This is a genomic window from Nocardia sp. NPDC059236 (genome assembly GCF_042754085.1).
GTDB lineage: Bacteria > Actinomycetota > Actinomycetes > Mycobacteriales > Mycobacteriaceae > Nocardia.
The window spans coordinates 12,144-35,640 of the sequence record NZ_JBHZAF010000030.1 but is presented as its reverse complement, the minus strand read 5'-3'; the positions used below and the strand labels follow the sequence as shown (position 1 = coordinate 35,640).

The following is a 23,497-nucleotide window of genomic DNA, read 5'->3' as shown; positions in this document are numbered from 1 at the left end:
AAAGCTGATTCAGCCGCGAACGACCTTGCCCGCCTTCAAGCAGGAGGTGCAGACGTTCATGCGGCGGGTGTTGCCGGGGGCAACCTGGGCGCGCACGGTCTGGATGTTCGGGTTCCAGCGACGGTTGGTGCGCCGGTGCGAGTGCGAAACCGACTTACCGAAGCCGGGGCCCTTGGCGCAGACGTCACAGACGGCAGCCATAGTCGCGAGCTCCTTCATGTCATAGTGGGACGCGCTGCACGGTGTACAGCGTGTCCGAAAGCCTAATGTCTTGGACGTACCTACCAGCAAATCGCTGGTGAACGCGGGCCGATACCTGAGAGGGCAGGAACGTGCCTGCGTGAGGCAACCGCACAAGAGTAGCCAACCCCGCCCGGGCGTGTCCAATCAGCCCCCGGGCACGGTTTCGTATGCGGCGTACGAATGCCAGGTGGCGGCGTGGTGTCGGTTGCCCCGACTAGGCTGGCGGCCGGGATTCCACGACGCGAGAGGACGGTGACGGTGCCCGGGGTAGCGGACGCGTTCGACGGTCACGAGGGCCTGGATGGAACTGCCCTGCTGAGGTGGGGCCGGCTCGCCCTGACCGCCCTGGAACGCCACCGGGACGAGATCAACGCCCTCAATGTCTTCCCCGTCGCCGACTCCGACACCGGCACCAATCTGCTCAGCACCATGCGGGCAGCCGTCAGCGGTGCCGAGGCAGTACGCACGAACGAGCCAGAGGTGCGCACGAACGAGCCGGCGGTGCGCACGAACGAGCCGGAGCTGTCCGCTCGGGCGGTTGCCACGGCCATGGCCAGAGCGGCGACCATCGGAGCGCGGGGCAACTCGGGGATCATCCTGTCCCAGGTGCTACGCGGGATAGCGGACGCGGTGGCCGCCGGGCCGCTGACGGAACAGGCGCTGCGGGTGGCGTTGCGGCAGGCCGCGCGGCTGGTACGGGAGGCGCTGAGTTCGCCGGTCGAGGGGACCATGCTCACGGTGCTGGAGCGGGCTGCCGAGCGGGCCGCCGACTGTTCGGAGCGGGATCTGGTCGCGGTGGCGCTGGCGGCGGCCGATGGAGCGGCCAAGGCGTTGGGGGAGACGCCCACCCAACTGGGGGTGCTGCGCGAGGCCGGGGTGGTGGACGCCGGGGCGCGCGGATTGCTGGTACTGCTGGACGAATTGGTGGCAGCGGCCGGGGGTAGCGCGCCGGCGCGACCGGCTTACCGGCGCGGTGCACCGGAACAGCACAGGGTGAGCGCCACGGGCGAGCTCGACGCCGACGCTCCGGGCGCGGGGCCGGGGACAGCTGCCGGAGCGGCGTCGAATTCGGTTGTCGTGGTAGCGAATTCGGCTGCGAGTGGCTCGTTCGGCCGAGCGGGGGTGGCCGCGCCGCACTACGAGGTCATGTTCCTGGTGCGCGGGACCGACGAGGAGCGGATCGCCGCCCTGCGGGATCGGCTCGGCACGCTGGGGGATTCGGTGGTCGTCGTGGGTGACGGGTCGCAGACCTGGTCGGCGCACGTGCACTGCGCCGATGCGGGGGCGGCGGTCGAGGCCGGGCTCGAGACGGGGGCGCTGAGCGGGATTCGCATCGAGACGCTGACCGTGTCCACCCATCCCCCCGGCGGGACGGATCGGGCGATTCTGGCGGTGGCGACCGGGGCGGGCGCGGTGCGGCTGTTCGAGGACGCGGGCGCCGTGGTGCTGGAGGGCGAGGTGACGGCGGACGTGCTCCTCGAAGCGATTCGCGCGGTCCGGCAGCGGGAGGTACTGGTGCTGCCGAACGGGGCACTGCCCGCGCACGAGCTGGTGGCGGTGAGTGTGGCGGCGCGGGACGGGCAGCGCGAGGTGCTGATGCTGCCGTGCGGGTCGATGGTGCAGGGGCTGGCGGCGCTGGCCATGCACGATACGGGGCGGGCCGCGGCGGACGACGCCTTCGCCATGTCGGAGGCGGCGGCCGGGACACGGTGGGGGGCTTTGCGAATGGCGCCGGAGCGGGCGCTGACCATGGTGGGGATGTGCGAGGCGGGGGACGGACTCGGCCTGGTGGGCCACGATGTGGTGGTGATCGATCCGGATGTGCGGGCGGCGGGGCGCACGCTGCTGGACCGGATGCTCGGGCTGGGCGGGGAATTGGTGACCGTGCTCATCGGATGCGATGCGCCGGAATGGCTTTCCGCTGATCTGGCCGGGCATGTGGCCGCGGGTTTCCCGGGTGTGGAAGTGGTGGTGTACCCGGGCGGGCAGGCCGGTGACCTGGTGCAGATCGGGGTGGAATAGATGGCGACACTGGCGGATCGGCTCGACCACGTGCTCGGGGTGAAGGCGGCCGAGGGGCTGCAGGAGCACTTCGACATGCAGACGGTGGAGGACCTGCTGCGGCACTATCCGCTGCGCTACGCCACCCAGGGGCAGCCGCTCACCGAGGAGGCGCCCGAGGAGGGCCAGCACATCACGGTGATGGGCCGGGTCACCAAGACCGAGCTGCGGCCCATGAAGAACCGGCGCGGCAGCCTGCTCAAGGTGAACCTGGACACCGGCGGCGCCCGCCCGGTGGAGATCACCTTCTTCAATGGCGACAAGGTGCGCTATCTGGTGAAAGAGGGTGTGCGGGCCATGATGTCGGGCACCGTGCACTGGTGGCGGCCCGACCGCTGGAACCTCTCGCACCCGGACTATCTGATCCTGCCGGAAAAGGGTGACGGGTCGATCGAGAGCCTCACCACCGTGCGCGGCGGCGGCGCGCTGCGCGGCCTGGCGCAGAGCGCGAAAGGCGCAGGGGGAGTGGACGTCTCGTTCTTCGAGCGCGAATTCATCCCGGTGTACCCGTCGACCGCCAAGGTGCAGAGCTGGGATCTGCTGCGCTGCATCCGCCAGGTGCTCGACCAGCTCGACCCCATCGACGATCCGCTGCCGGAAGCGCTGCGGACCGAGCACGCGCTGTTGCCGGTCTCCGACGCGCTGCGCCTGATCCACCTACCCGAGCACAAGGCCGATATCGAAGCCGCCCGCGGCCGTTTGCGTTTCGACGAGGCGATGGCCCTGCAGCTGGTGCTGGCCGAGCGCCGCCATCAGGTGGAGGGCCGGGCGGCCAAGTCGTGCCCGCCGCGCACCGACGGCATTGCGGCCGCCTTCGACAAGCGGCTGCCGTTCGAGCTGACCGAGGGGCAGCGCACGGTCATCGACGAGATCTCCGCCGACCTGTCGCGCAGCCATCCCATGCACCGGCTGCTCCAGGGTGAGGTGGGTTCCGGCAAGACCATCGTGGCTCTGCACGCCATGCTGCAGGTGGTGGACAACGGCCAGCAGTGCGCGCTGCTCGCGCCGACGGAAGTCCTTGCGGCGCAGCACTATCGGTCCTTGACGAAGATGCTCGGCGATCTCGGGAACGCGGGGGAGCTGGGCGCGGCCGACCAGGCCACCAAGGTGGTGCTGGTGACCGGCTCCATGTCGGCGGGCCAGAAGAAGGCTGCCCTGCTGGACGCGGTCACCGGCGAGGCGGGCCTGGTGATCGGCACGCACGCCCTGATCCAGGACAATGTGGAGTTCTTCGATCTGGGCATGGTGGTGGTCGACGAGCAGCATCGTTTCGGCGTGGAGCAGCGGGATGCCCTGCGCGCCAAGGCCAAGGACGCCGCCAGCCCGCACCTGCTGGTCATGACGGCCACCCCGATTCCGCGCACCATCGCCATGACCACGCTGGGCGATCTGGAAACCTCGGTGCTGACCCAGCTTCCGCGCGGCCGTTCCCCGATCACCTCGAAAGTCGTTCCCGCCAAGGTGAAACCGGCGTGGGTGGATCGGGCGTGGGAGCGCATCGGCGAGGAGGTGGCGCAGGGGCGTCAGGCCTATGTGGTGTGCTCGCGCATCGGCGACGAGGAGGAGAACGGAAAGGGCAAGGGCCGCAAGGCGAAAGCCGAGGAGGAGAAGGAGGGGCCGACCACCCACTCGGCGGTCGACATGTACGAGATGCTCGGCTCCGGGGCCTTCAAGGAGCTGCGGGTGGGCCTGCTGCACGGTCGGCTGCCGGCCGATGAGAAGGATCGCGTCATGCGCGCCTTCAATGACGCCGAGATCGACGTGCTGGTGTGCACCACGGTGGTCGAGGTCGGTGTCGACGTCCCGAATGCCACGGTCATGGTGATCGTGGACGCGGATCGTTTCGGCGTGAGCCAGCTGCATCAGCTGCGCGGCCGCGTCGGCCGGGGCAAGCATGCGGGCCTGTGCCTGCTCATCACCGAGACCAATCCGATGGGAACGGCCATGGCCCGGTTGGAGGCGGTCGCCGGCACCACCGACGGCTTCGAACTGGCGGTGCTGGATCTGCGGCAGCGCCGCGAGGGCGATGTGCTGGGCTCGGCGCAGTCGGGCACGGCCCGCAGCCTGCGCCTGCTGTCGCTGCTCGACGACCTCGAAGTCATCACGGCCGCACAGCAGCTGGCGCGTGAGATCGTCGAGTCCGATCCGGGCCTGCGGAACCATCCCGGCCTGGCGAGCATGATGCGCGCGGCCGTGGACGGCGAACGCCTGGAGTATCTGGCCAAGTCCTGACGGCTCAGCCGTCCGTGGGCTCCGGGGTCAGCTGCGCCAGTTCGTTCCACCGGGCGAGTTCTTCGTCGTGCGAACCCGCGAGCGTGGCCTCGGTGACGTCGACCGCGGCCGCGTCATCGCTGTCGCCGTCGCGGGTGAGCAGCAGCAGCGGCCAGGTGGGCCGGCCGGGTTCGGTACCGTCGAACGGTTGCCAGGTCCAGGGTCCGCCGAAGCGCCACGCGCGCCCGCCGGCGTCGGCGACCTCGTCGCCGATCTCCAGGAAGGCGTATGGGCGGAACCGTAATTCGACGCGCCGGGGGATATCGTCGTCGGGGTCGAACGCGGCGCCCTGATCGTCGAGCTCCGGATCGAAGGACTGTCCCGCGCGCAGGTAGACGACCTCCCGCCGCGGCCGCGGCAGCCACCCCGTCACGCGCGGCGGATCGAAGTGCCGCACAGCGACGACGTGGACGACGGTCGGCGGAATCCCGATGCGGCAGTCGGCCTCGGCAGCGAGTTCCCCGGCGGCGGGCTGGATCCGGAACACTTCCCGTTCCCATCCGGGCGTGTCCGGCCCGGCCGCGACCGCCACCACGCCGTTCCACCGCACTCCGTCGCTCGCCGGATCCACGGCCCACCACGGCCATTCGACGAAGATGTCGTTCGCCGTCACCTCGGTTACCCGCGCCGCGGTGAACGGACAGGACAGCTCGAGGATGTCGCCAATCCGGTATTCGAACGCCACAGCCACCGAACCTAACCCGTTCCCACCCCCGCCGTCGCATTCCGCGGGACCGGCCGGTCTCGGGTAACGATGGCGGACGGGTGGGCGCGGCGCGTCCGGAAAGTCAGCCGGCGGCGGGGAATTCGTCGGCCTTCACGCCCTGGATGAAGGCTTCCCACTCCCGGACCGTGAAGAGCAGCACCGCGCCGTTGCTGCCTTCCTTGCTGTGCGCGACCACGATGCCGCGGCCGGGCCAGTAGCCGACCTGGACGCAGCTGCCATGGGGGCCGCCGGCCGCGCTCGTCCGCAGTTGGAGTCCTGCGGGCAGATCTGCCTGGGTGATCATGGGGGCGGTTCCTTTCGTCCTTTCACAGGTCGGGTCGGACGCGAGGCGAGGAAGAGCAGCCGGGGTCCACGATGCGGGACAGCGCCGTCTGGCATCGGCTGAACGAATGCGAACACGGGGTCCGGAGACGGCCGGATGACCGATTGTTCGACGGTGTTCACACTACCGGGTAGTCGCTGGGTGCGCGCCCGATCGATTGCAAATCGGTGACCCGTCATGGGGATTCAAGATCGACGGCCCGCCACGGGTACAGACATGTTCGCCCGCACGGAATTCGGCGATGCCGTCCGTACGGGCGAACAGGGATGCTGCCGGGCGGATTCTCACACTTCGAGGTCCTCCTCGATGCCCTTGAGGCGGTGCCGGGCCATGGCCAGGTTGGCGCGGCCGCGGTCCAGGGCGAGATAGAGGAACAGGCCCTTGGATTTACGGCCGGTCATCGGCCGGATGACGTGGTACTGGCCGCTGAGCGTGATGAGGATGTCCTCGATGTCCTCTTTGATGCCCAGTTGATCGATGGTGCGCATCTTGGCTCTGACCACCTCGGTATTGCCGGCCGCGGCGACCTGGAGATCCAGCGCCTTGGAGCTGCCGAGCATGCCGAGCGCCATGCCGCTGTTGTAGTCGACCACGGCCGCGCCGATGGCGCCGTCGATCACCATCATGTCCTTCAGTGCGATATCCATGTTGGACATGGGTTTTCCTTTCAATCGGTGTTATCACTTGGGGTTGAGGGTCTGGATGGGGTCGGCCTCCCCGGTCACCGCCGCGAGGTGGTCGGCGATGGCGCGGGCGGTGGGCCGCGATTCCAGGTGCAGGCGGCCGATATTCGCGCCCGGACCGGCGAGCACGGTGAGTGAGGCGGTCCAGCCGACCGCGTAGATCACCACGTCCCCGGTTTCGCCGCGCACCACCACCTCGTGGAAGCCGCCGCCGTGCGCGGTGGCGGACAGCCGGTGGGAGAGCGAGAGCTGGGCGGCGGTGAGCGCGGCCATGCCCGCGGGCTCGATGTGCGCGGGCAGATCGTGGGCGATGAGCAGCCCGTCGGTGGACGCCACCAGTGTGCCCGTCAGCTGCGGCACCCGGTCTCGCAGCGACTTCAGCTCGTTGAGTACCTGCGTGTTCGGTTCTGGGCCGGACATCGCCACTTTGGTCAACCTTCCTATCAATTCACCGAGCCGCCTCTTCCGCGCGGTCACGCGTGCTCCTCCAAGGCCGCCTCCCTATCCGTTCGCCGAGCGGTTGTGCCCGTTGTGTCCCACCGGGTGCACCGGCCGCGGTCATGCCAGTTCCTCCAGTGCTGCCCGCAGTCGTATGAGCACGTCCCGGTCGGGCGGCTCCCAGCGGTCGGGGACGGTGACCGCCGCGGCCTGCCGGATGCGGCGGCGCAGCGGGGGCATGGAATCGGCTGCCGCGCTTGCGGGCTGGGCCGGGACGGCCGGTTCCGCGGCGCGGTGGCGCGCGCCGGTGCGGTCACCGGGATCGGGGCGGCCGCCGGCGTCGGGCGGGGCCGGCAGGCCGATGTGGTCGGCGAGGGTGACCACGACGGGCGGCTCGATCAGTCCGGCCGCGGTGAGCTCGCGGACCGCGAGCAGGCAGCCGTAGGTGGTGCGGCCCAGGTCCTCGGCGATGGCGGTGATGCTGTGCCGGGCGTCGACGGCGGCGAGCACCTCGGCCTGGCCGCCGGTGAGCACGACGCGCCGCCGCCGGACCCGCCGCACCGGCACCACGGCGACCCGGTCGACCAGTTCCACCGGCCACTCGCCCGTGGCCGGGTCGCCGCGCCGGGCGCATTCGTGCAGGAGCGCGCCCGGGGTGATGCGGCAGGCGGCGGCCAGCCAGTGTGGCGGCCCGGCCCGGAATTCCAGCGGCGCCGACGCGGCCAGCAACATGTAGGCGGCGTCGAAGACCGACAGCAGCGCAAGGGTTTCCAGGCGAGGGCTCGTCAGTAGCCCGTCGGCCGGGCCCGGCCGTGGCCCACCGGCCGCGGCCGCGCGGGCGCGCCGCCAGCCCTCGGTATCGGTCAGCCCGGCCGCCACCGCCATCCGGTCCAGCCCGGTGGTGCGCCGGCATTCGGCGGCCACGATCGCGCCCTCGACGAGATGAAATGCGCCGTCGCCCACGGTGAGTGCGCCGGTGCCGCATTGCTGCTCCAGCCGCCGTAGTTCGAGGACGAGTTCACTGTCCATGATCGTCCTCGGCAAATTCGGCGAGAATTGCCCGCAGCTGGTATCGCGCCATGGCGAGATTGCCGGTGTCACCATCGAAGAGGATGTGCACGAAAAGCCGTCCGTCGAAATCGCCGTCGATCAAATTCAGCAGGTGATATCCCTGGGTTCCGCAGACGATGATCTCGGTGATGTCGTCGCCGGCGCGGCCGGTGACGAGTGCCGGGGAGGTGAGCACGGAGCGCACGACATCGGTTGCGGCAGCGGCATCTTCGTGTTGATCGACCACATCGTGGCGCCCCGCCGCGGCAATGGCCAGGCCGCTCGCGCCGTCTACCAGGGTTACGCTGCATGCACCGGGAATGTCCATGATGCGTTTGAGGCATCCATCGATACCGACCACTGCGCCACCGTTTTTTCAGGAGAGACTTCCAGCAAATCCAGACGCTACACATGATCTGCTCGTGATGGGCGGCAAACGCCGGATTAATCCAGGTGACTCACCATTCTCCCGGGTCCGAAATAAACAATACTAGACAGTATTCAATACCTTTTGGTATTTAATTCCATGGGGCGGAGTGGATATCCACAATGGATAAGGGAGTAGCTGAGCGGCGTCAGGGCTTTCACCAGCGACGATGGGTGCGCGACGGACACCTGCCCGCCGAGAGCGTCGGAAGGCGCGGTGCTACAGGGGAACTCGGCGGTAGCCGGGCGGGCGCTCGGCGAGGTATGCGGGAATCTCAGCGGGGGATACGGGGATACGGCAGATCCGAACTGGTGTGCTCGCTGATCGCCAGCGGCCGCCCGATCTGCGGGAAGGCGCGCTGGGCGCAGCCGGGGCGCTCGCACACCTTGCAGCCCGCGCCGATGGGCGCGGCGGCGGCCGGATCGTCCAGCTCCAGGCTGCGCGAATACACCAGCCGGTCGGCGTATTCGATGTCGCAGCCCAGCCCGATGGCGAATTCCTTTCCGGCCGTGCCGAATCCGGTCGGGGTGGGCGCGGTGGTGCGGGCCACCCACAGGTAGCGCCGCCCGTCGGGCATGGCGGCGATCTGGGACAGCATGCGGCCGGGATGGTTGAACGCCTCGTGCACCACCCACAGCGGGCAGCTGCCACCCACCCGGGAGAAGTGGAAGGCGGTGGCGGACTGGCGTTTCGAGATATTGCCCGCGCGGTCGGTGCGGATCAGGAAGAACGGCACCCCGCGCTGGCCCTGCCGCTGCAGGGTGCTGAGCCGATGGCAGATGGTCTCGAAGCCGACCTCGAAACGCAGGCTCAGCAGGTCGATGTCGTAGTGCAGCTCCTCGGCCGAGCGCAGGAACTTGCTGTACGGCAGGATGAGCGCGCCGGCGAAGTAGTTGGCCAGCCCGATCCGGGCCAGGGTGCGGGATTCGCCGGTGAGCGCGGGACTTTCGTCGAGAACCTCGTCGAGCAGGCCGCCGTGCAGCAGGAAGGCCAGGGTGGTGGCGATCTGGAAGGCCCGCTGCCCGGGCCGCAGCCGCCGGGCCAGGGTGAGGGTGCGGGTCTCGGGTTCGTAGTGGCGCTTGGGGATGTTCGGATCGGCGCCGTCGCCGCGGACCAGCACGGTGACCCCGGCGCGTTCCTCCGCGACCCGGGCCAGCTGCCGGTCGAGGGAGCCGATGGTGAGCCCGCTCTCCTCGAACAGCCGCTCGGCCGCGAGATCCAGCTGGGCGATGTGATTGTGGTGATCGTAGAAGAAGTCGCGCACGTCCTCGTAGGGCATGGGGACGCCGGGTGCGCCGGTGGGGGTGGCGACCTTGGAGGACAAGAGATCCAACTGGTCGGTCGCGGCACGTAGTCGGCGGTGCATGGCCACAACGATTTTCGCGACCTCGGGCATGCGGGTGGCCAGGTCCTCGACCTCGGCCACCGGCGCGGCATTGCCGCCCGCGGCCTCCACCAGGATCTCGTGCAGGTCCGAGACCAGCCGCGCGTCGGAGTCCGCGGCGAAGAACTGCACATCGAGGTCGAAGGTGGAATTCAGTTTCAGCAGCACCGGAATGGTGAGCGGCCGCTGATCACGCTCGAGCTGGTTGAGGTAGCTGGGCGACAGGTCCAGGGATTTGGCCAAGGCCGCCTGGGTCATCCGCCGTTCCTCGCGCAACCGCCGTAGTCGGGCGCCCGCATACATCTTGCGCACGTGCAGGATGGTACCGATTCGGCTTCGCAAACATCGCAATTTGAGGAGACTCGCCGCAACTTCGCCGACCCTGCGTGGCACTTCGCCATGGCGGACGGCCTGCGTAGCATGCGAATTCGGTGCTACGAGCGGTTTTGTGCGCGAGTCCCCATCGTACGACCAACCCGACGCCGCCGAGGGGGAACGAGGTCCGGAATGCACGCCGAAATCAGCGGGCTCACCCCAGAATCAGGTGAACCTGGAGTTCGCCGACCAGGAACCCGAGCACCGCGCCGATGGCCACCAGCTTCCATTCGTCCTGTTTGAAGGCCGGGCGCAGCAGGCCCTCGTACTCGTCGTCGGTGAGTTGCTTCGTCTTCTCGATGACGAGGTTGCGCACATCCAGCGCCTCGATGGCGTGCTGATCGAAACCGGAGTGCGCCGCGGCCTTGACGTGATCGAGCACGAAGGTGACCGCATCGCGTTCCAGGGCGGTGTAGCTGTCGCGCGCGAGCATCATCATGAGCGGGCGGGCCGGGCCGGTCTGCAGTTCGAGGAACTCGCTGACGTGCCGGCTCAGGAGAGATGCCAATCGGTCGGCACGCTCGCCATTGAGGACGGCCTCGAGAATGCGTGCGGGAGTGAGGATCTCGGTGGCGATGAGATCGCCGTAGTCGGTGCAGACCTGCTCTCGGCGCTTGTGGAACAGGCCCTGCCACTTGACCGGTCCAATACCGACCGGACGGATCGGACGGAAGATCATCTGCAACGCCAGCCAGTCGGTGATCAATCCGGTGAAACCGCCGAAAGCAGGCATGAGCAGCGGGGAGTGGGTGAGCGCCCAGGTGATCATCTGCACGAAGCCCAGCACCGTGCCGAAGATCAGGCCCGAGCGCACGATGAAGCGCAGCTCGTTGCGGCCCACCCGGCGCACCATCTCCACCAGCAGCGACTTGTCGTCCACCAGCGCGCTGATGGCCATGCCGCGCAGATCCATCACCTGGTCGATATTGGTGCGCAGGTCGTAGACGATGTCCTCGATCAGCTGCGGCAGATCCCGTTGCGCGCGTTCGATGATGGCGCGCTGGGCGGCGTCGGGCATGTTCACCCAGAGCCGGGGCTGATGCTTCATCATCATGGCGCGGACCATGTAATCGACACCGGCGTCGAGAGGTTCGCGCAGCCGCGTGGTCAGCTCGGCGACATCGATGCGGGCGATGATGTCCTGCGGATCGATGAGCTTGCCGAACATGAGATCCACCGCGATGGTCGCCATGCGCGGCGCGGAGCGTGGAATGACGCCCTGCCAGCCCAGCCACGGTGGGATGCCCTTGAATTCGAGCGGGTACATCAGCATCTGCACGGCGACGATCTTGGTCACCCAGCCGATGAGGGCGGCGACGAGCGGGATGGAGCAGTACAGCAGCCAGTGGTCGGCGAAATCCGCGATCAACCCTTCACCCCGGTGGTTGCCATGCCCTGCTCCTCGGTGCAATTATTCGTATTCAGCCGTACGGCTATTTGTGCTGCGGCTCAGGCTAGGAGACCCGCGTGCCCACTGGCAAGACCGAGAGCTCACCGCCCACCCAGCGCGTCATCGCCATCGTGGAACTGCTGGCCGCCCAGGACGACTCGCTCACCTCCGCCGAGATCGCCGACAGCCTGGACCTGAACCGCTCCACCACCGGAGCGATCCTGGCCGCGCTCGCCGCAGGTGGCTGGGTGCGCCGGCGGCCCGATCTGCGCTATGAACTCGGCGAGCGGCTCGCCGCGGTCGGGGCGCGCGCCGCGCTGGGGCAGCGCGATCGCGCCTGGCTGGACCGGGAATTGGCGCGGCTGGCCGATCGCGTCGACTGTGGTGCGGCGCTGACCGCGCTCAGCGGCGGCCATCTGAAGTTCGTCGCCGTCACCCGCGACCGCCTCACCGTGGGAATGGAGTCCGGCGTACGGATTCCGCTGCTCGCGCCGGCCGGGGCCGCGATCATCGCCCACACCGGCGCGGCCCGCCAACGGGATTGGATCGACACCCGCGGGGCCGAGCGACGTGACGAATATCGCGCCGTCCTCGATACCCTCCGTACCGCAGGCTACTGTGCCTGGCGGCTGGAACGCGACAGCCTCCCCGGAGTCCGGGTGCTCTCCGAGGTCGCCGACCACCTCGCCGAACATCCGGGAAACACGGACCTGCAGGGCAAGGTGCTGGCGCAGCTGGCGACCTTCGGCGGCAGCGCCTACGACCAGCAGACCTTCGACAGCGACGCGACACTGCCGCTCAGTTATATGAGTGCCCCGGTTTTCGACGGCGGCGGCCACGCGGCCATGGAATTACAGATCGGCCCCCTGCGCGAGGACGTCACCCGCACCGAACGCCGCCACTACCTCACGGAATTGTCCGCGGCCGCCCGCCGCATCGGCGACGGGCTCGAGCCCGTCAGTCATCGCCCCACACCACCGCCTGCGCGGCGATGACCGCGGTGCCGTCGAATGTCACCGCCGGTGATCCGTGCAATCGATACCCCTCGTCCAGCAGTGCGCTGATCCGCTCGCAGAAGGTCGCGTCGTCGGGCCCGGTGATCAGTCGATAGCGCAGTCGCGGTTGCTCGGTCATGACGCCAGCCTAGGGACGGCGGATTCCGGAGGGGCGGGCGCTATTGCATGTCGCGGGTGGTCGCGATGAGGAATTGGATGGTGTCCTGGACCTTCTGGTCCGTCATCCGCAACGGGACCGAGCTCGTCGTGGCGATCTTGTCATCGATCGCCAGCATCCCTTCCCAGGTGCCGACCCGGGTGAGGTAGCTGTCGTCCGGGGTGCGCCAGACGTCCTCACCGAAACCGTCCAGGCGCTGGTAACGGGCGCCGATCGGGTCGGTGTGGTCCGGCTTGTGCATATTGCGGACCGTCAGCCACGCCACGTAGGGGGCGCGGCGCTGCAGGTTCAGGTAGCAGGATCCGGTGGTGTCGATCGAAGCGTCGATCGTGCCCTGGCTGAGTTCGGCCACCTGCACCTCGGGAACGCCGAGCGTGTTGTGGAAGAAGTCGATCATCCGCGTGCACAGATCCCGGTTCGAATGCGCGGAAGTCGTTGCACCGGGACTGATTTGGGTTGCCGGGGACGATCCGCATCCCGCCAGCGCCAGCACGGCCACGACCGGCAGGCACCGGACCCCCCACCGCTTTCCGATCACCTCGACCTCCTGTCCGGGCCGCAGCGTAACAGGACCGGGGGGTCCGGCCAACCGCGGTGGCGCAAGTGCGCCGGGCCGCCCATCAAGCGCCACAACAACTCTCGATGCGGAGGACGTCGACCGGGCTCGGTCAGAGCACCTTCACGATCGCGGGCACGACCTTCTGGACCAGGACGTCGGGGGAGCGGTCGGTCCAGGTCTGGAAGGACTGGACGGTGGCGGGATCGTCGACGATCACCAGCCTGGCGTGGGAGAGGCTGGAGGAGAGGAAGCCGCTGGGCAGGCCGCGCAGGCCGCCGTTGCCCGCCTGCCGGTCGGTGCGCACGACGATCACGATGTCGACGTCGGGGACCGAGACGTCGGAGGGGGACAGTGGACGTGGCGACGCCTCGCCGGGCTGGGCGCGGTAGTCGGTGCTGTAGCGAAAGCCGATGTCCACCAGGAACTTCGCCTGATCGCTGGTGTCCAGGTCGGCGGAGAGGCTGCCGTCGCCGAAGTTGAACGCGGCGACGGTCTTGTTCTGGAAGGTGGGGTGGGCGGAGCGAACCTGATCCAGCGCATCGGTGTGCACGGTGGTGGTCGCGCCGGTCGAGCCGCCGGACTCGTGGTTGGTGGCCAGGAAGGCGGTGACGCCCGAAATACCGAGCAGCACAACGATTGCCGCGATGGCCGGAGCGAGCCGGCGCCGTCGGCGCGGCTCGGGGACGACCGGTGCGGCGGACGGCATCCGGCCCTGCAGTGCCAGCGCCGCGTCATGGGTGAAGTCGTGGCAGGTGGCGTAGCGGTGGTCCGGATCCTTGGCCAGCACCTTGGCGATGACCGCGTCCAGCGCCGGCGGCAGGTCCGGGCGCAGCGGGCTCAGCGCGGGCGGCGGCTCCTGGAGGTGACCCAGGGTGGCCTGGGCCAGGGAGGTCACCGGGAACGGGGTGCGGCCGGTGAGCAGCTTCACGAACGCGCAGCCCAGGCTGTAGATGTCGCCGCGATGGTCGAGCGGCCCGGCGACCAGGCGTTCGGGCGGCGCGTAGGCCAGCGTCGCCATCAGGCTGTCGGTGGCGGTGAGCTCGCGGCCGTCGGTAATCGATTTGGCCACACCGAAATCGGTGAGCAGCACCCGCTCCTCGCCGCCGGGCTCGTCGTCCGGCTCACCCGGCGAGAGCAGGAAGTTCGCGGGTTTCACATCCCGGTGCAGCAGCCCGCGCCGGTGCGCGTGGTCGAGGGCCTTGCCGACCTCGGTGATGATGCGCAGCGCCCGCTGCGGCGTCATGCCGGCGGGGTTCTTCTTCAATTCCACGGCGGCGTCGGTGCCGGGCACGTACTGCATGGCGATCCACAGCCGGCCGTCCTCCTCGCCGCGCGCGTAGACCGTGACGATGTTCGGATGATCCAGTTCCGCCGCGAGATTCGCCTCGCGCTCGAACCGCGCCCGGTAGTGCTCGTCGTGGGACAGATCGGCGCTGAGCACCTTCAGCGCGTCGAGCCGCCGCGGGAACATCGGATCCTGCACCAGATACACGGTGCCCATGCCGCCACTGCCGAGCACTCGGATCACCCGGTGGCCGCCCACGATCGTGCCGGGCCGCAACGGCATGGACATCCTCCTCAGCACTGCCGGGATCCCGACCTTACGAATGTAGCAACGATCGTCACACCCGGCCCGGCATCAGATGTGCCCGTAGGCCAGTAGCTCGTACTGTGCCGAAAGTCGTTGGCGCAGATCCTGGGACTGGTCGGCGAACACCTCGGCGACAAAGTGGTCGTAGGGCAGATAGCACATGAATTTCGCTCCGGCGGTGTCCTTCTCGTCCTTCAGCTGCAGGCACCGGGCGGTCGCCAGGCCGGGCGGTGGGTCGATGGGTTTGTACCGGTCGCTCAGCTCGTCCACGAAGGCGCCGGTGAGCCGTTGTGCGCCCGCCGCGTCCCGGGCCCGGTAGACGCCGGAGAGCGCGTGCGCCACCAGGTCCACCCCGGCCTCGTCGAAGGCGCGCCGGGTGGCCACCGGCCGGTCGTCGAGGGTCAGGGCGGCATGGGGACCGTACAGTCCCTCGGTCGCCCAGATCTGGCCCTTGCCCGGCGGCAGGGTGCGGCCGAGCAGATCCTCGGGATCGGCGGCCAGCCCGGCGAGCTGATCCAGCGGGGTGGGCCGGTAGTCCCGCATGGCCTCGATCGTCTTGTCCAGCACGAGTTTCGCCGTGTCCAGCAGAGCCCCCGGACCGTCGGGCACCGTGAGGTCGTCCTCGATGTAGAGCCAGTAGAGGTAGTCGTCCCGCGCGTAGGTGGCCTTCACCCATTCGAGCGAGGTCAGCGCCGCCTTGGCGGTGGGGTACCCGGGAATCTGCAGCGGCCCCTTGTCCGGATTATCCGGACTGGCCAGTCCGACAAGGAAATTCCCGGCCGCCGCGGCCTGCTCGGACTTCGCGAACCGCAGCACCGTGATGTCCACGTTCAGCCCGAGCGTGGTGTCGGACCGATGCCGCCCGCCCGACTCCCAGCCCGAGATCAGGCCCGGCGCTTCGTCATTGAAGTTGTCGATGCTGATCGGCGGGTAGTCCGCCGTGATCGCGTGCGCGGAATTGTTGAACACCAGGCGGTTGTCGATATCCAGGGCCAGCGGCACGTGCTCGGCCATCCGGATCGACTCCTGCAGCAGATCGCCCACCGTGATGTCGGGCTCCTGGCTGGTGATCGCGCGCGGTACGACCGGGTAGTTGCCCGGATCCAGTTGGGAGGTATCGACGATCGCGGCCCTCGAAGCGGGTGTCGCGGGATCGCGATGGTCCGAGCCGCACGAGGCCGCGAGGACGGCCACCAATGCCAGCAGGACCAGGCGGCCGGGCAGGGTACTGGTGCGCGCGGTGGTCATGACTGTCCGCTCTTGGCCAGCATCGAATACTGCGCCGCCACCCGTTGCGGGAACGAGGCCGGTGCACCGCCGCTGAACCGCGCCTCCGCCCCGATCACCGCGACATACCGGCCGTACACGACCGCGCAGATGTAGGTGTACTGGCGAATCGGCTCGGGTTCATCGAGCTGGATGCAGTGCGCGTCGGTGATGCCGGGTGGATTGGGGAATTCGTCGTCGTCGCGGCCCAGGGTGGTCAGCGCGGCCTGTAAACCGAAGGCGGCCGCCAGGTCCCGGGTGCGGTAGACGGTCGCGGCATTGCGGGCGACCAGATCCACCCCGGCCGCAGCGAATGCCTTGCGGGCGGCGGCGCCGTCGCGTTCGTAGTGCAGGGCGCCCGCCGGGGTGTAGACACCGCCGTAATTCCACCCGAACTGGTCGGCGTCGGAGGTGTCGTACTTGTTCGGCAGCGTCGATCCCAGGATGTTGTCGGGGTTGATCGGCAGATCGGGGAGGTCCTCCAGCGGCGTCGGCGTCAGATCGGCCATCCGGGCGAGCTGGGCCTGCACCATGGCCCGCAATCGCACCCCCAGCGCGGCCGGATCGGCCTGCGGGATCACGGCGTGGCCAACGATCGCGTACACGCCGTGCACCGCGAAGACCTGGCCCTTGGCATCGGTGATCGACGACGCCCGCGCGTCCACGCCGTCGATCGGAATCGGGTGCAGCCCAGGGGCGGCCAGCGCATCGGCGAACCCGTCGATCGCGGCCCGGGCGGCCGGCTCGGTCGGAAACCGCATGACCGCCAGCGTGATGTGCTTGCGCGCCCGGACACTGTTGTTGTTTCGCCAGATGTACGCGCCCGCGATCATGCGATTGTTCTGGGCGACCACCTGCCAGGCCTTGGGGAAGGGCCCTGCGGTGTCGTCGAAGTTCGCGTCGGAGGTGTCCAGCACCCGGGCCCCGCCCAGATACGTGACGTCGGGATCGATTTCGTCCGGACCGACCAGATAGGTCATCATGCGGCGCGACTCGATCTGGTACGCGTCGGTGGCGACCGAGTACGTCGGGGCGTACTCGATCGGGGCCGAAGGATACGGTCCGACAACGAGTTTCGAGAGGTCGGCCGGTGTCATGCCGGGGATCGGGCGACCCGGAACCGTCGACGACGCCACCGCGACGCCGAACGCCAGGACGGCGGTCACCACCGTCACGATCGCCAGAACCATTCGCGGCCTGCGGAATTCGCGGATTCGCCTCACGCCGTCACCTGCTCGTCACCAGCACGTACTCGGCCGAGGTCTTCTGATACAGCTCCGGCACGTTCATGGCGCCGACCTGCACGGTGTACCGGTCCACGTGGAAGTTGCACTGGTTGGCGACCACATTTCCGTGGTCCAGCACCGCGAAACAGCCGATGTCGCCGGGGAAACTCGGCGGCGGGGCGATGCTCCGGCGATCGCCGGAGGTGTCCGTGGACGGATTCCACCGGTCCCACAGCGCGCGGGCCGCCGTCCCGGTCCGGCTGTGGAACACCAGCGCGTCGCCGTAGCCGACCAGGTCGATGTCGCCGACCGTCAGGAAATCGAGGTCGTTGTCGGTCAGGCTCTGCAGCGCGCCGCGGCCCGTGTACACCCCGTCCGGATCCGGCCGCATGGGCTCTTCGGGATTCGTCGGCAGGGTGCGGCCGAGAACGCCGTCGGGATCGAGCGGCAGGTGCTCGAACCGGTCAGTGGGTGTGGGCTGGAACCGGTCCAGCAGCGGCAGTTCCACATCCAGCATCCGTTCGGTGCGGGCGGTCAGGTCGGACAGATCCGGTGCGGCGGCCAGCTCGTCGACCACCTTGATGAACACCACGTAGCGGTCGTGCACGGTCCAGGAGCCGATCGAGGCCACGTTCGGCCGCCAATGCGCCTTGCTGTCAGGGTATTTCGGCAGGGTGACGGCCTGGTTGTCGACGTTGTAGGTGAAATCGTCGTGCTCGAGCGCGGGGCCGACGGCCGCGGCGCGCCCGGCGTCCGGCAGCTCCAGCACCGCGATGCTCAGCCTGCGGTGCTTGTCGTCGGAATCGGATCCGGTGCACCAGGTATCGACCCAGCCGCCGCGCAGATCGTGGGCGACCTCGTCGAAGGTGTCGTTGATGAGGATGTCGCCCAGGCCCTTGTGATTGGTGACGATGTGCGGGCGGACGTCGTTGGAGCACTCGTAGGCGTAGTCCCGGTCGGCCTCGAACGGCAGCGCCACGTAGTCCGACAGCCGCTGTGATTCGCGGACGCGGGATTGCTTGTCGGTCTTGGCATTTCCCACCACGCGCGGCGTGACCTGATAGTTGCCGACCTCGAGGCTGGCCGGATCGGTCTGCTGCCGCACCGGTTGCCCGGAAACGCTGGTGGCACAGCCGGTCGCCGCGGCGAGCACGACCGCGACACCGCACAGCAGCGGCGCGCGCGACGCGAACGATCTCACCGTCCCCTCCTCGCGCCGGATGTTACCGGCGCGCAAGCCTTCTCGCGCGGCTTTGGCGGCCGGCGGTGTGGTCTCGGACACGATCGCGCCGCAATCCGGGCACCGGGATGTCTCGGCGCGCGCCCGCGCCTCGGCGGGCCGCGGGGGCGCAATCCTTAGCATGACGGCGAATTCCGTGGTCGGAGCGTCGCAACCCTCACCGACAGGGATGTATCGCGGTGATTAACACAAATTCGCAACCGGAAGGTCGGTCCTGTGAAGATTGCACCGAACGGGACTTCGATGCCCGATCCGTATCCCCGGGCAGGTACCTTCTACCCATGTTCTCCAAAGTCCTGGTCGCCAACCGCGGCGAGATCGCCATTCGCGCCTTCCGCGCGGCCTACGAACTCGGCATCGGTACCGTCGCGGTTTTTCCGTACGAGGACCGCAACTCCGTGCACCGGCTCAAGGCCGACGAGGCCTACCAGATCGGTGAGCCGGGCCACCCCGTGCGGGCGTACTTGTCGATCGAGGAGATCATCAAGGCCGCCAAGAGCGCCGGTGCCGACGCCATCTACCCGGGCTACGGCTTCCTGTCGGAGAACCCGGACCTGGCCGCCGCCTGCGCCCGCGAGGGCATCACCTTCATCGGCCCGTCCGCGCAGGTCCTCGAACTGACCGGTAACAAGGCGCGCGCCATCGCCGCCGCCAAGGCCGCCGGACTGCCGGTGCTGCGCTCGAGCGAACCGTCAGCCGATGTGGATGTGCTCATGACCGCCGCGGAGTCCATGGAGTTCCCGCTGTTCGTCAAGGCCGTGGCCGGCGGTGGCGGGCGCGGCATGCGGCGGGTCACCGATCCGGCCCAGCTGCGCGAATCCATCGAGGCCGCCGCGCGCGAGGCCGAATCCGCCTTCGGCGACGCGACCGTGTTCCTCGAGCAGGCGGTGGTCAACCCCCGCCACATCGAGGTGCAGATCCTGGCCGACCAGCAGGGCAATGTCATCCACCTCTTCGAGCGCGACTGCTCGCTGCAGCGCCGCCACCAGAAGGTGATCGAGCTCGCCCCGGCCCCGAATCTGGATCCCGAACTCCGCGACCGCATTTGCGCCGACGCGGTGGCCTTCGCCCGCCAGATCGGTTACTCCTGCGCGGGCACCGTGGAATTCCTGCTCGACGAGCGCGGGAATCACGTGTTCATCGAGATGAACCCGCGAATCCAGGTGGAGCACACGGTGACCGAGGAGATCACCGATGTCGACCTGGTGCAGTCGCAGCTGCGTATCGCCGCCGGGGAGACCCTGGCGGATCTGGGCCTGAGCCAGGACGGCATCCAGATCCGGGGCGCGGCGCTGCAGTGCCGCATCACCACCGAGGACCCGGCCAACGGCTTCCGGCCCGACACCGGCCGCATCACCGGCTACCGCTCGCCCGGCGGCGCGGGCGTCCGCCTGGACGGCGGCGCGAATGTCGGCGCGGAGGTCGGGGCCTACTTCGACTCCATGCTGGTCAAGCTCACCTGCCGCGGACGCGATTTCGCCACCGCGGTGGCGCGGGCCCGGCGCGCGGTCGCCGAATTCCGCATCCGCGGCGTGACGACCAACATCCCGTTCCTGCTCGCGGTGCTGGACGATCCGGACTTCCGCGCGGGCCGGGTGACCACCTCGTTCATCGACGAGCGGCCGCAGCTGCTCACCCTCAAGAGCTCGGCCGACCGCGGCACCAAGATCCTGCAGTACCTGGCCGACGTCACCGTGAACAAGCCGCACGGCTCGCGGCCGACCAAGGTGTACCCGCACGACAAGCTGCCCGCCCTCGACATGACCGTGCCGCCCCCGCCCGGCACCCGGCAGCGGCTGCTCGAGCTGGGGCCGGAGGGCTTCGCACAGTGGCTGCGCAACCGCGAGGGGGTGGCCGTCACCGACACCACCTTCCGCGACGCGCACCAGTCGCTGCTGGCGACCCGGGTCCGCACCAACGGCCTGCTCGATGTGGCCGGGCACGTGGCGCGCATGACGCCCGAGCTGCTGTCCATCGAATGCTGGGGCGGCGCAACCTACGACGTGGCGCTGCGCTTCCTCTACGAGGACCCGTGGGAGCGGCTCGCGGCGTTGCGCGAGGCGGTGCCGAACATCAACCTGCAGATGCTGCTGCGCGGCCGCAACACCGTCGGCTACACGCCGTACCCCGAAAAGGTCACGCGCGCTTTCGTTTCCGAGGCCACCGCCACCGGCATCGACATCTTCCGCATCTTCGACGCGCTCAACAATGTCGACCAGATGCGCCCGGCCATCGACGCCGTCCGCGAAACCGGCACGGCCCTGGCCGAAGTCGCGCTCAGCTACACCGGTGACCTGTCGAACCCGAGCGAGGACCTCTACACCCTCGACTACTACCTCAAGCTCGCCGAGCAGATCGTCGAGGCCGGGGCGCACGTCATCGGCATCAAGGACATGGCCGGACTGCTGCGCGCGCCCGCCGCGCACACCCTGGTCACCGCGCTGCGCCGGGAGTTCGACCTGCCCGTGCACGTGCACACCCACGACACCCCGGGCGGCCAGCTGGCCACCTACCTGGCGGCCTGGCAGGCCGGTGCGGACGCCGTCGACGGCGCGTCGGCGCCCATGGCGGGCACCACGTCTCAGCCCGCGCTCTCGGCCATCGTTGCGGCAGCGGCGAATTCGCCCCACGACACCGGGCTGAACCTGCAGAACGTGTGCGACCTGGAGCCGTACTGGGAGGCGCTGCGAAAGGTGTACGCGCCCTTCGAATCCGGGCTGCCGGGGCCGACCGGCCGCGTCTACCACCACGAGATTCCCGGCGGCCAGCTGTCGAACCTGCGCCAGCAGGCCATCGCGCTCGGCCTGGGCGACCAGTTCGAGCAGGTCGAGGCCAAATACGCCGCGGCCGACCGGATGCTGGGCCGGCTGGTCAAGGTCACCCCGTCCTCCAAGGTGGTCGGCGATCTGGCGCTGGCACTGGTCGGCACCGGCGTCGACGTCGAGGACTTCGCCGCCGACCCGGGCCGCTACGACATCCCGGACTCGGTCATCGGCTTCCTGCGCGGCGAACTCGGCACCCCGGCCGGCGGCTGGCCCGAGCCCTTCCGCAGCCGCGCCCTCGCCGGCCGCGGCCCCGCCAAGCCGGAAACCCAGCTGACCGCGGCCGACGAGGCCGGGCTGAACGGGACCTCGGCCGAGCGCCGGGCCACCCTCAACCGCCTGCTGTTCCCCGGCCCCACCGCCGAATTCGTCGCCCACCGCGAGAAGTTCGGCGACACCACCGGGCTGTCGGCCAACCAGTTCTTCTACGGCCTGCGCCACGACGAAGAACACCACGTCCAGCTCGACAAGGGCGTCACCCTGCTCATCGGCCTGGAGGCCATCTCCGAACCCGACGAGCGCGGCATGCGCACGGTCATGTGCATCCTCAACGGGCAGCTGCGCCCCATCACGGTGCGCGACCGCTCCATCGCCAGCGAGATCCCCGCCGCCGAGAAGGCCGACAAGACCAATGCCGGCCACATCGCGGCACCCTTCGCCGGCGTGGTGACCCTGGCCGTCTCCGAAGGCGATTCGGTCGCGGCGGGCGACACCATCGGCACCATCGAGGCAATGAAGATGGAGGCCGCCATCACCGCCCCGCGCGCCGGCGTGGTCCGCCGTGTGGCCATCGCCAAGGTGCAGCAGGTGGAGGGCGGCGACCTGCTCGTCGACGTGAGCCTCACCGAGGCCGCCGCCGAATGACCCGCATCGTGGCGGGTACCGCCGGGGGCCGACGCCTGCGCGTCCCCCCGGCGGGCACCCGCCCCACCTCCGACCGGGTGCGCGAGGCGCTGTTCAGCCTCCTGCACGCCCGCATGGATTTCGACGGCCTACATGTCCTCGACCTCTACGCGGGCTCGGGGGCGCTGGCCCTGGAGGCGCTGTCCCGCGGCGCCTCGCACGCGCTGCTCATCGAAGCGGACCGCAAGGCCGCCGCCATCATTCGCGGCAATATCGGCGACCTCGGGCTACCGGGCGCGGAGCTGCGCCAGAACTCGGTCATCAGCGTTCTGTCGGGCGCGCCGCCGGAACGCTACGACCTGGTCTTCTCCGACCCGCCCTACGACCTCGACGTCGCCGACGTGCAGGCCGACCTGCGCGCCCTCGCCGCCAACGGCTGGCTCCACGACGACGCCCTCATCGTCGTCGAACGCTCCACCCGCTCGCCCGAGGTGTCCTGGCCCGACGGCTACGCACCGCTGAAGTCCCGCACCTACGGCGAAACCCGCATCGATCTGGCCGAATTCGAGGGCTGACACCCGACGGATTTCCCGGCTCCCGCCGGTCTGAATACCGACAGGAACAGACCGGAGTAGGGAGTACGTGATGTCGGATTCGATACGGACCGCCGTGGTCACCGGTGCGAGCCGGGGATTCGGGCGGGCGATCGCCGCCTCGCTCGTCGCGTCGGGCGCGCGGGTGATCGGCGTGGCGCGGGACGAGCAGGCACTACAGGACGTCCGTGCGGAGCTCGGGGACCGATTCGTGCCGGTGGCGGCCGACGCGACCGAGGAAGCCGTGGCGCAGAAGGTGATTCGCGGGTACCGGCCGGATTTGCTGGTGCTCAATGCCGGGGCCACTCCGCCCCTGGCCCCCGTGCACGAGCAGACCTGGGAGACCTTCAGCCGCAACTGGGAGACCGATACCAAGCAGGCGTTCGTCTGGATCGGGGCCGCCCTGCGGGAGCCGCTGCCCCCGGGGAGTGCGGTGATCGCCATGTCGAGCGGGGCCGCGCTGGCCGGGTCGCCGCTCAGCGGCGGATACGCGGGAGCCAAGTCCGCCATCCGATTCATCCGGACGTATGCCGCCGAGGAATCGGACCGCGCGGGGCTCGGTATCCGGTTCGTGGCGCTGCTGCCCCGGCTGACACCGGCCACCGAGCTCGGCCGGAAAGGGGTCGCGGGGTATGCCGCCCGGCAGGGCATCGACGTGGAAACCTATCTCGCCGGGATGGCGCCGGTGCTCACACCCGAACAGGTCGGCAAGGCGGTGGTCGAACTCGCCGGTGATCCCGGCAGCGCGGCGGAATACTTGGTGAGCGGCGCCGGGCTGAAGCAGATCGGCTGAGGGGTCGCGACCATGACGAC

At 69.2% G+C, this 23,497-nt stretch carries 21 protein-coding genes; 6 read left to right on the top strand and 15 right to left on the bottom strand.

Features of this window, described 5'->3' with window-relative positions; all coding sequences use genetic code 11:
* Window positions 1–9: 9 nt before the first annotated feature.
* Window positions 10–201 carry a 50S ribosomal protein L28 gene (gene rpmB, locus ACFXIV_RS43395; RefSeq protein ID WP_011210730.1) on the bottom strand — a complete coding sequence of 64 codons (192 nt, stop codon included), beginning with the start codon at window positions 199–201 and terminating at the stop codon, window positions 10–12.
* A 300-nt stretch (window positions 202–501) separates the two neighbouring features.
* Between rpmB and ACFXIV_RS43390 the strand changes: the two genes are divergently transcribed.
* Both ACFXIV_RS43390 and recG read left to right on the top strand, forming a co-directional pair.
* Window positions 502–2,265 carry a DAK2 domain-containing protein gene (locus ACFXIV_RS43390; RefSeq protein WP_379402791.1) on the top strand — a complete coding sequence of 588 codons (1,764 nt, stop codon included), beginning with the start codon at window positions 502–504 and terminating at the stop codon, window positions 2,263–2,265.
* A complete protein-coding gene (gene recG, locus ACFXIV_RS43385) occupies window positions 2,266–4,536 on the top strand; it encodes an ATP-dependent DNA helicase RecG (protein WP_379402790.1) in 2,271 nt (756 codons plus the stop codon).
* Between the two features lie 4 nt (window positions 4,537–4,540).
* Here recG and ACFXIV_RS43380 read toward each other — a convergent pair whose 3' ends face one another.
* The 8 genes from ACFXIV_RS43380 to ACFXIV_RS43345 all read right to left on the bottom strand — a co-directional run bounded on the left by ACFXIV_RS43380 (window position 4,541) and on the right by ACFXIV_RS43345 (window position 11,350).
* Window positions 4,541–5,266, bottom strand: coding sequence for a hypothetical protein (locus ACFXIV_RS43380; protein WP_379402789.1), 726 nt, complete (start codon window positions 5,264–5,266; stop codon window positions 4,541–4,543).
* Between the two features lie 97 nt (window positions 5,267–5,363).
* On the bottom strand, window positions 5,364–5,585 hold the full coding sequence (locus tag ACFXIV_RS43375) for a DUF397 domain-containing protein (RefSeq protein WP_379386818.1): 222 nt from the start codon (window positions 5,583–5,585) through the stop codon (window positions 5,364–5,366).
* Between the two features lie 323 nt (window positions 5,586–5,908).
* A complete protein-coding gene (locus ACFXIV_RS43370) occupies window positions 5,909–6,280 on the bottom strand; it encodes a hypothetical protein (protein ID WP_379364596.1) in 372 nt (123 codons plus the stop codon).
* 24 nt (window positions 6,281–6,304) lie between these two features.
* Window positions 6,305–6,727, bottom strand: a complete 423-nt coding sequence (locus ACFXIV_RS43365; protein WP_379402788.1) for a roadblock/LC7 domain-containing protein — start codon at window positions 6,725–6,727, stop codon at window positions 6,305–6,307.
* A gap of 138 nt (window positions 6,728–6,865) precedes the next feature.
* Window positions 6,866–7,774 (bottom strand): hypothetical protein, encoded by a 909-nt coding sequence (locus ACFXIV_RS43360; RefSeq protein ID WP_379402787.1) that lies wholly within the window; start codon window positions 7,772–7,774, stop codon window positions 6,866–6,868.
* Window positions 7,764–8,156 carry a hypothetical protein gene (locus tag ACFXIV_RS43355; protein ID WP_379386812.1) on the bottom strand — a complete coding sequence of 131 codons (393 nt, stop codon included), beginning with the start codon at window positions 8,154–8,156 and terminating at the stop codon, window positions 7,764–7,766. Before ACFXIV_RS43355 ends, ACFXIV_RS43360 begins: the two co-directional genes overlap by 11 nt.
* Before the next feature lie 340 nt (window positions 8,157–8,496).
* Window positions 8,497–9,918: a short-chain fatty acyl-CoA regulator family protein gene (locus ACFXIV_RS43350; protein WP_379402785.1), complete on the bottom strand. Its 1,422-nt coding sequence runs from the start codon at window positions 9,916–9,918 to the stop codon at window positions 8,497–8,499.
* 217 nt (window positions 9,919–10,135) lie between these two features.
* Entirely contained in the window at window positions 10,136–11,350 is a 1,215-nt protein-coding gene (locus tag ACFXIV_RS43345; protein WP_379402784.1) for a DUF445 domain-containing protein, read from the bottom strand.
* A gap of 98 nt (window positions 11,351–11,448) precedes the next feature.
* Between ACFXIV_RS43345 and ACFXIV_RS43340 the strand changes: the two genes are divergently transcribed.
* Window positions 11,449–12,366 carry a helix-turn-helix domain-containing protein gene (locus tag ACFXIV_RS43340; protein WP_379402783.1) on the top strand — a complete coding sequence of 306 codons (918 nt, stop codon included), beginning with the start codon at window positions 11,449–11,451 and terminating at the stop codon, window positions 12,364–12,366.
* Here the strand turns inward: ACFXIV_RS43340 and ACFXIV_RS43335 are convergent.
* From ACFXIV_RS43335 to ACFXIV_RS43310, 6 genes are all read right to left on the bottom strand, one after another.
* Complete coding sequence (locus tag ACFXIV_RS43335; RefSeq protein ID WP_379402782.1) at window positions 12,329–12,505, bottom strand: DUF1737 domain-containing protein; 177 nt, start codon at window positions 12,503–12,505, stop codon at window positions 12,329–12,331. The genes ACFXIV_RS43340 and ACFXIV_RS43335 overlap by 38 nt on opposite strands.
* 40 nt (window positions 12,506–12,545) lie before the next feature.
* Window positions 12,546–12,941 carry a hypothetical protein gene (locus tag ACFXIV_RS43330; RefSeq protein WP_379402781.1) on the bottom strand — a complete coding sequence of 132 codons (396 nt, stop codon included), beginning with the start codon at window positions 12,939–12,941 and terminating at the stop codon, window positions 12,546–12,548.
* Between the two features lie 271 nt (window positions 12,942–13,212).
* On the bottom strand, window positions 13,213–14,670 hold the full coding sequence (locus tag ACFXIV_RS43325) for a serine/threonine-protein kinase (RefSeq protein ID WP_379402780.1): 1,458 nt from the start codon (window positions 14,668–14,670) through the stop codon (window positions 13,213–13,215).
* Window positions 14,671–14,742: 72 nt separating this feature from the next.
* Window positions 14,743–15,942, bottom strand: a complete 1,200-nt coding sequence (locus tag ACFXIV_RS43320) for a hypothetical protein (RefSeq protein ID WP_379402779.1) — start codon at window positions 15,940–15,942, stop codon at window positions 14,743–14,745.
* On the bottom strand, window positions 15,939–17,183 hold the full coding sequence (locus tag ACFXIV_RS43315) for a hypothetical protein (RefSeq protein WP_379402778.1): 1,245 nt from the start codon (window positions 17,181–17,183) through the stop codon (window positions 15,939–15,941). The genes ACFXIV_RS43320 and ACFXIV_RS43315 overlap by 4 nt, the downstream gene beginning before the upstream one ends.
* 4 nt (window positions 17,184–17,187) lie before the next feature.
* A complete protein-coding gene (locus ACFXIV_RS43310; protein ID WP_379402777.1) occupies window positions 17,188–18,387 on the bottom strand; it encodes a hypothetical protein in 1,200 nt (399 codons plus the stop codon).
* Window positions 18,388–18,707: 320 nt separating this feature from the next.
* Here ACFXIV_RS43310 and ACFXIV_RS43305 point away from each other — a divergent pair, with 320 nt between their 5' ends.
* From ACFXIV_RS43305 to ACFXIV_RS43295, 3 genes are all read left to right on the top strand, one after another.
* Window positions 18,708–22,112 (top strand): pyruvate carboxylase, encoded by a 3,405-nt coding sequence (locus ACFXIV_RS43305; RefSeq protein WP_379402776.1) that lies wholly within the window; start codon window positions 18,708–18,710, stop codon window positions 22,110–22,112.
* Window positions 22,109–22,666, top strand: a complete 558-nt coding sequence (gene rsmD / locus ACFXIV_RS43300; RefSeq protein WP_379402775.1) for a 16S rRNA (guanine(966)-N(2))-methyltransferase RsmD — start codon at window positions 22,109–22,111, stop codon at window positions 22,664–22,666. The genes ACFXIV_RS43305 and rsmD overlap by 4 nt, the downstream gene beginning before the upstream one ends.
* 70 nt (window positions 22,667–22,736) lie before the next feature.
* Complete coding sequence (locus ACFXIV_RS43295) at window positions 22,737–23,477, top strand: SDR family oxidoreductase (protein WP_379402774.1); 741 nt, start codon at window positions 22,737–22,739, stop codon at window positions 23,475–23,477.
* Window positions 23,478–23,497 lie beyond the last annotated feature (20 nt).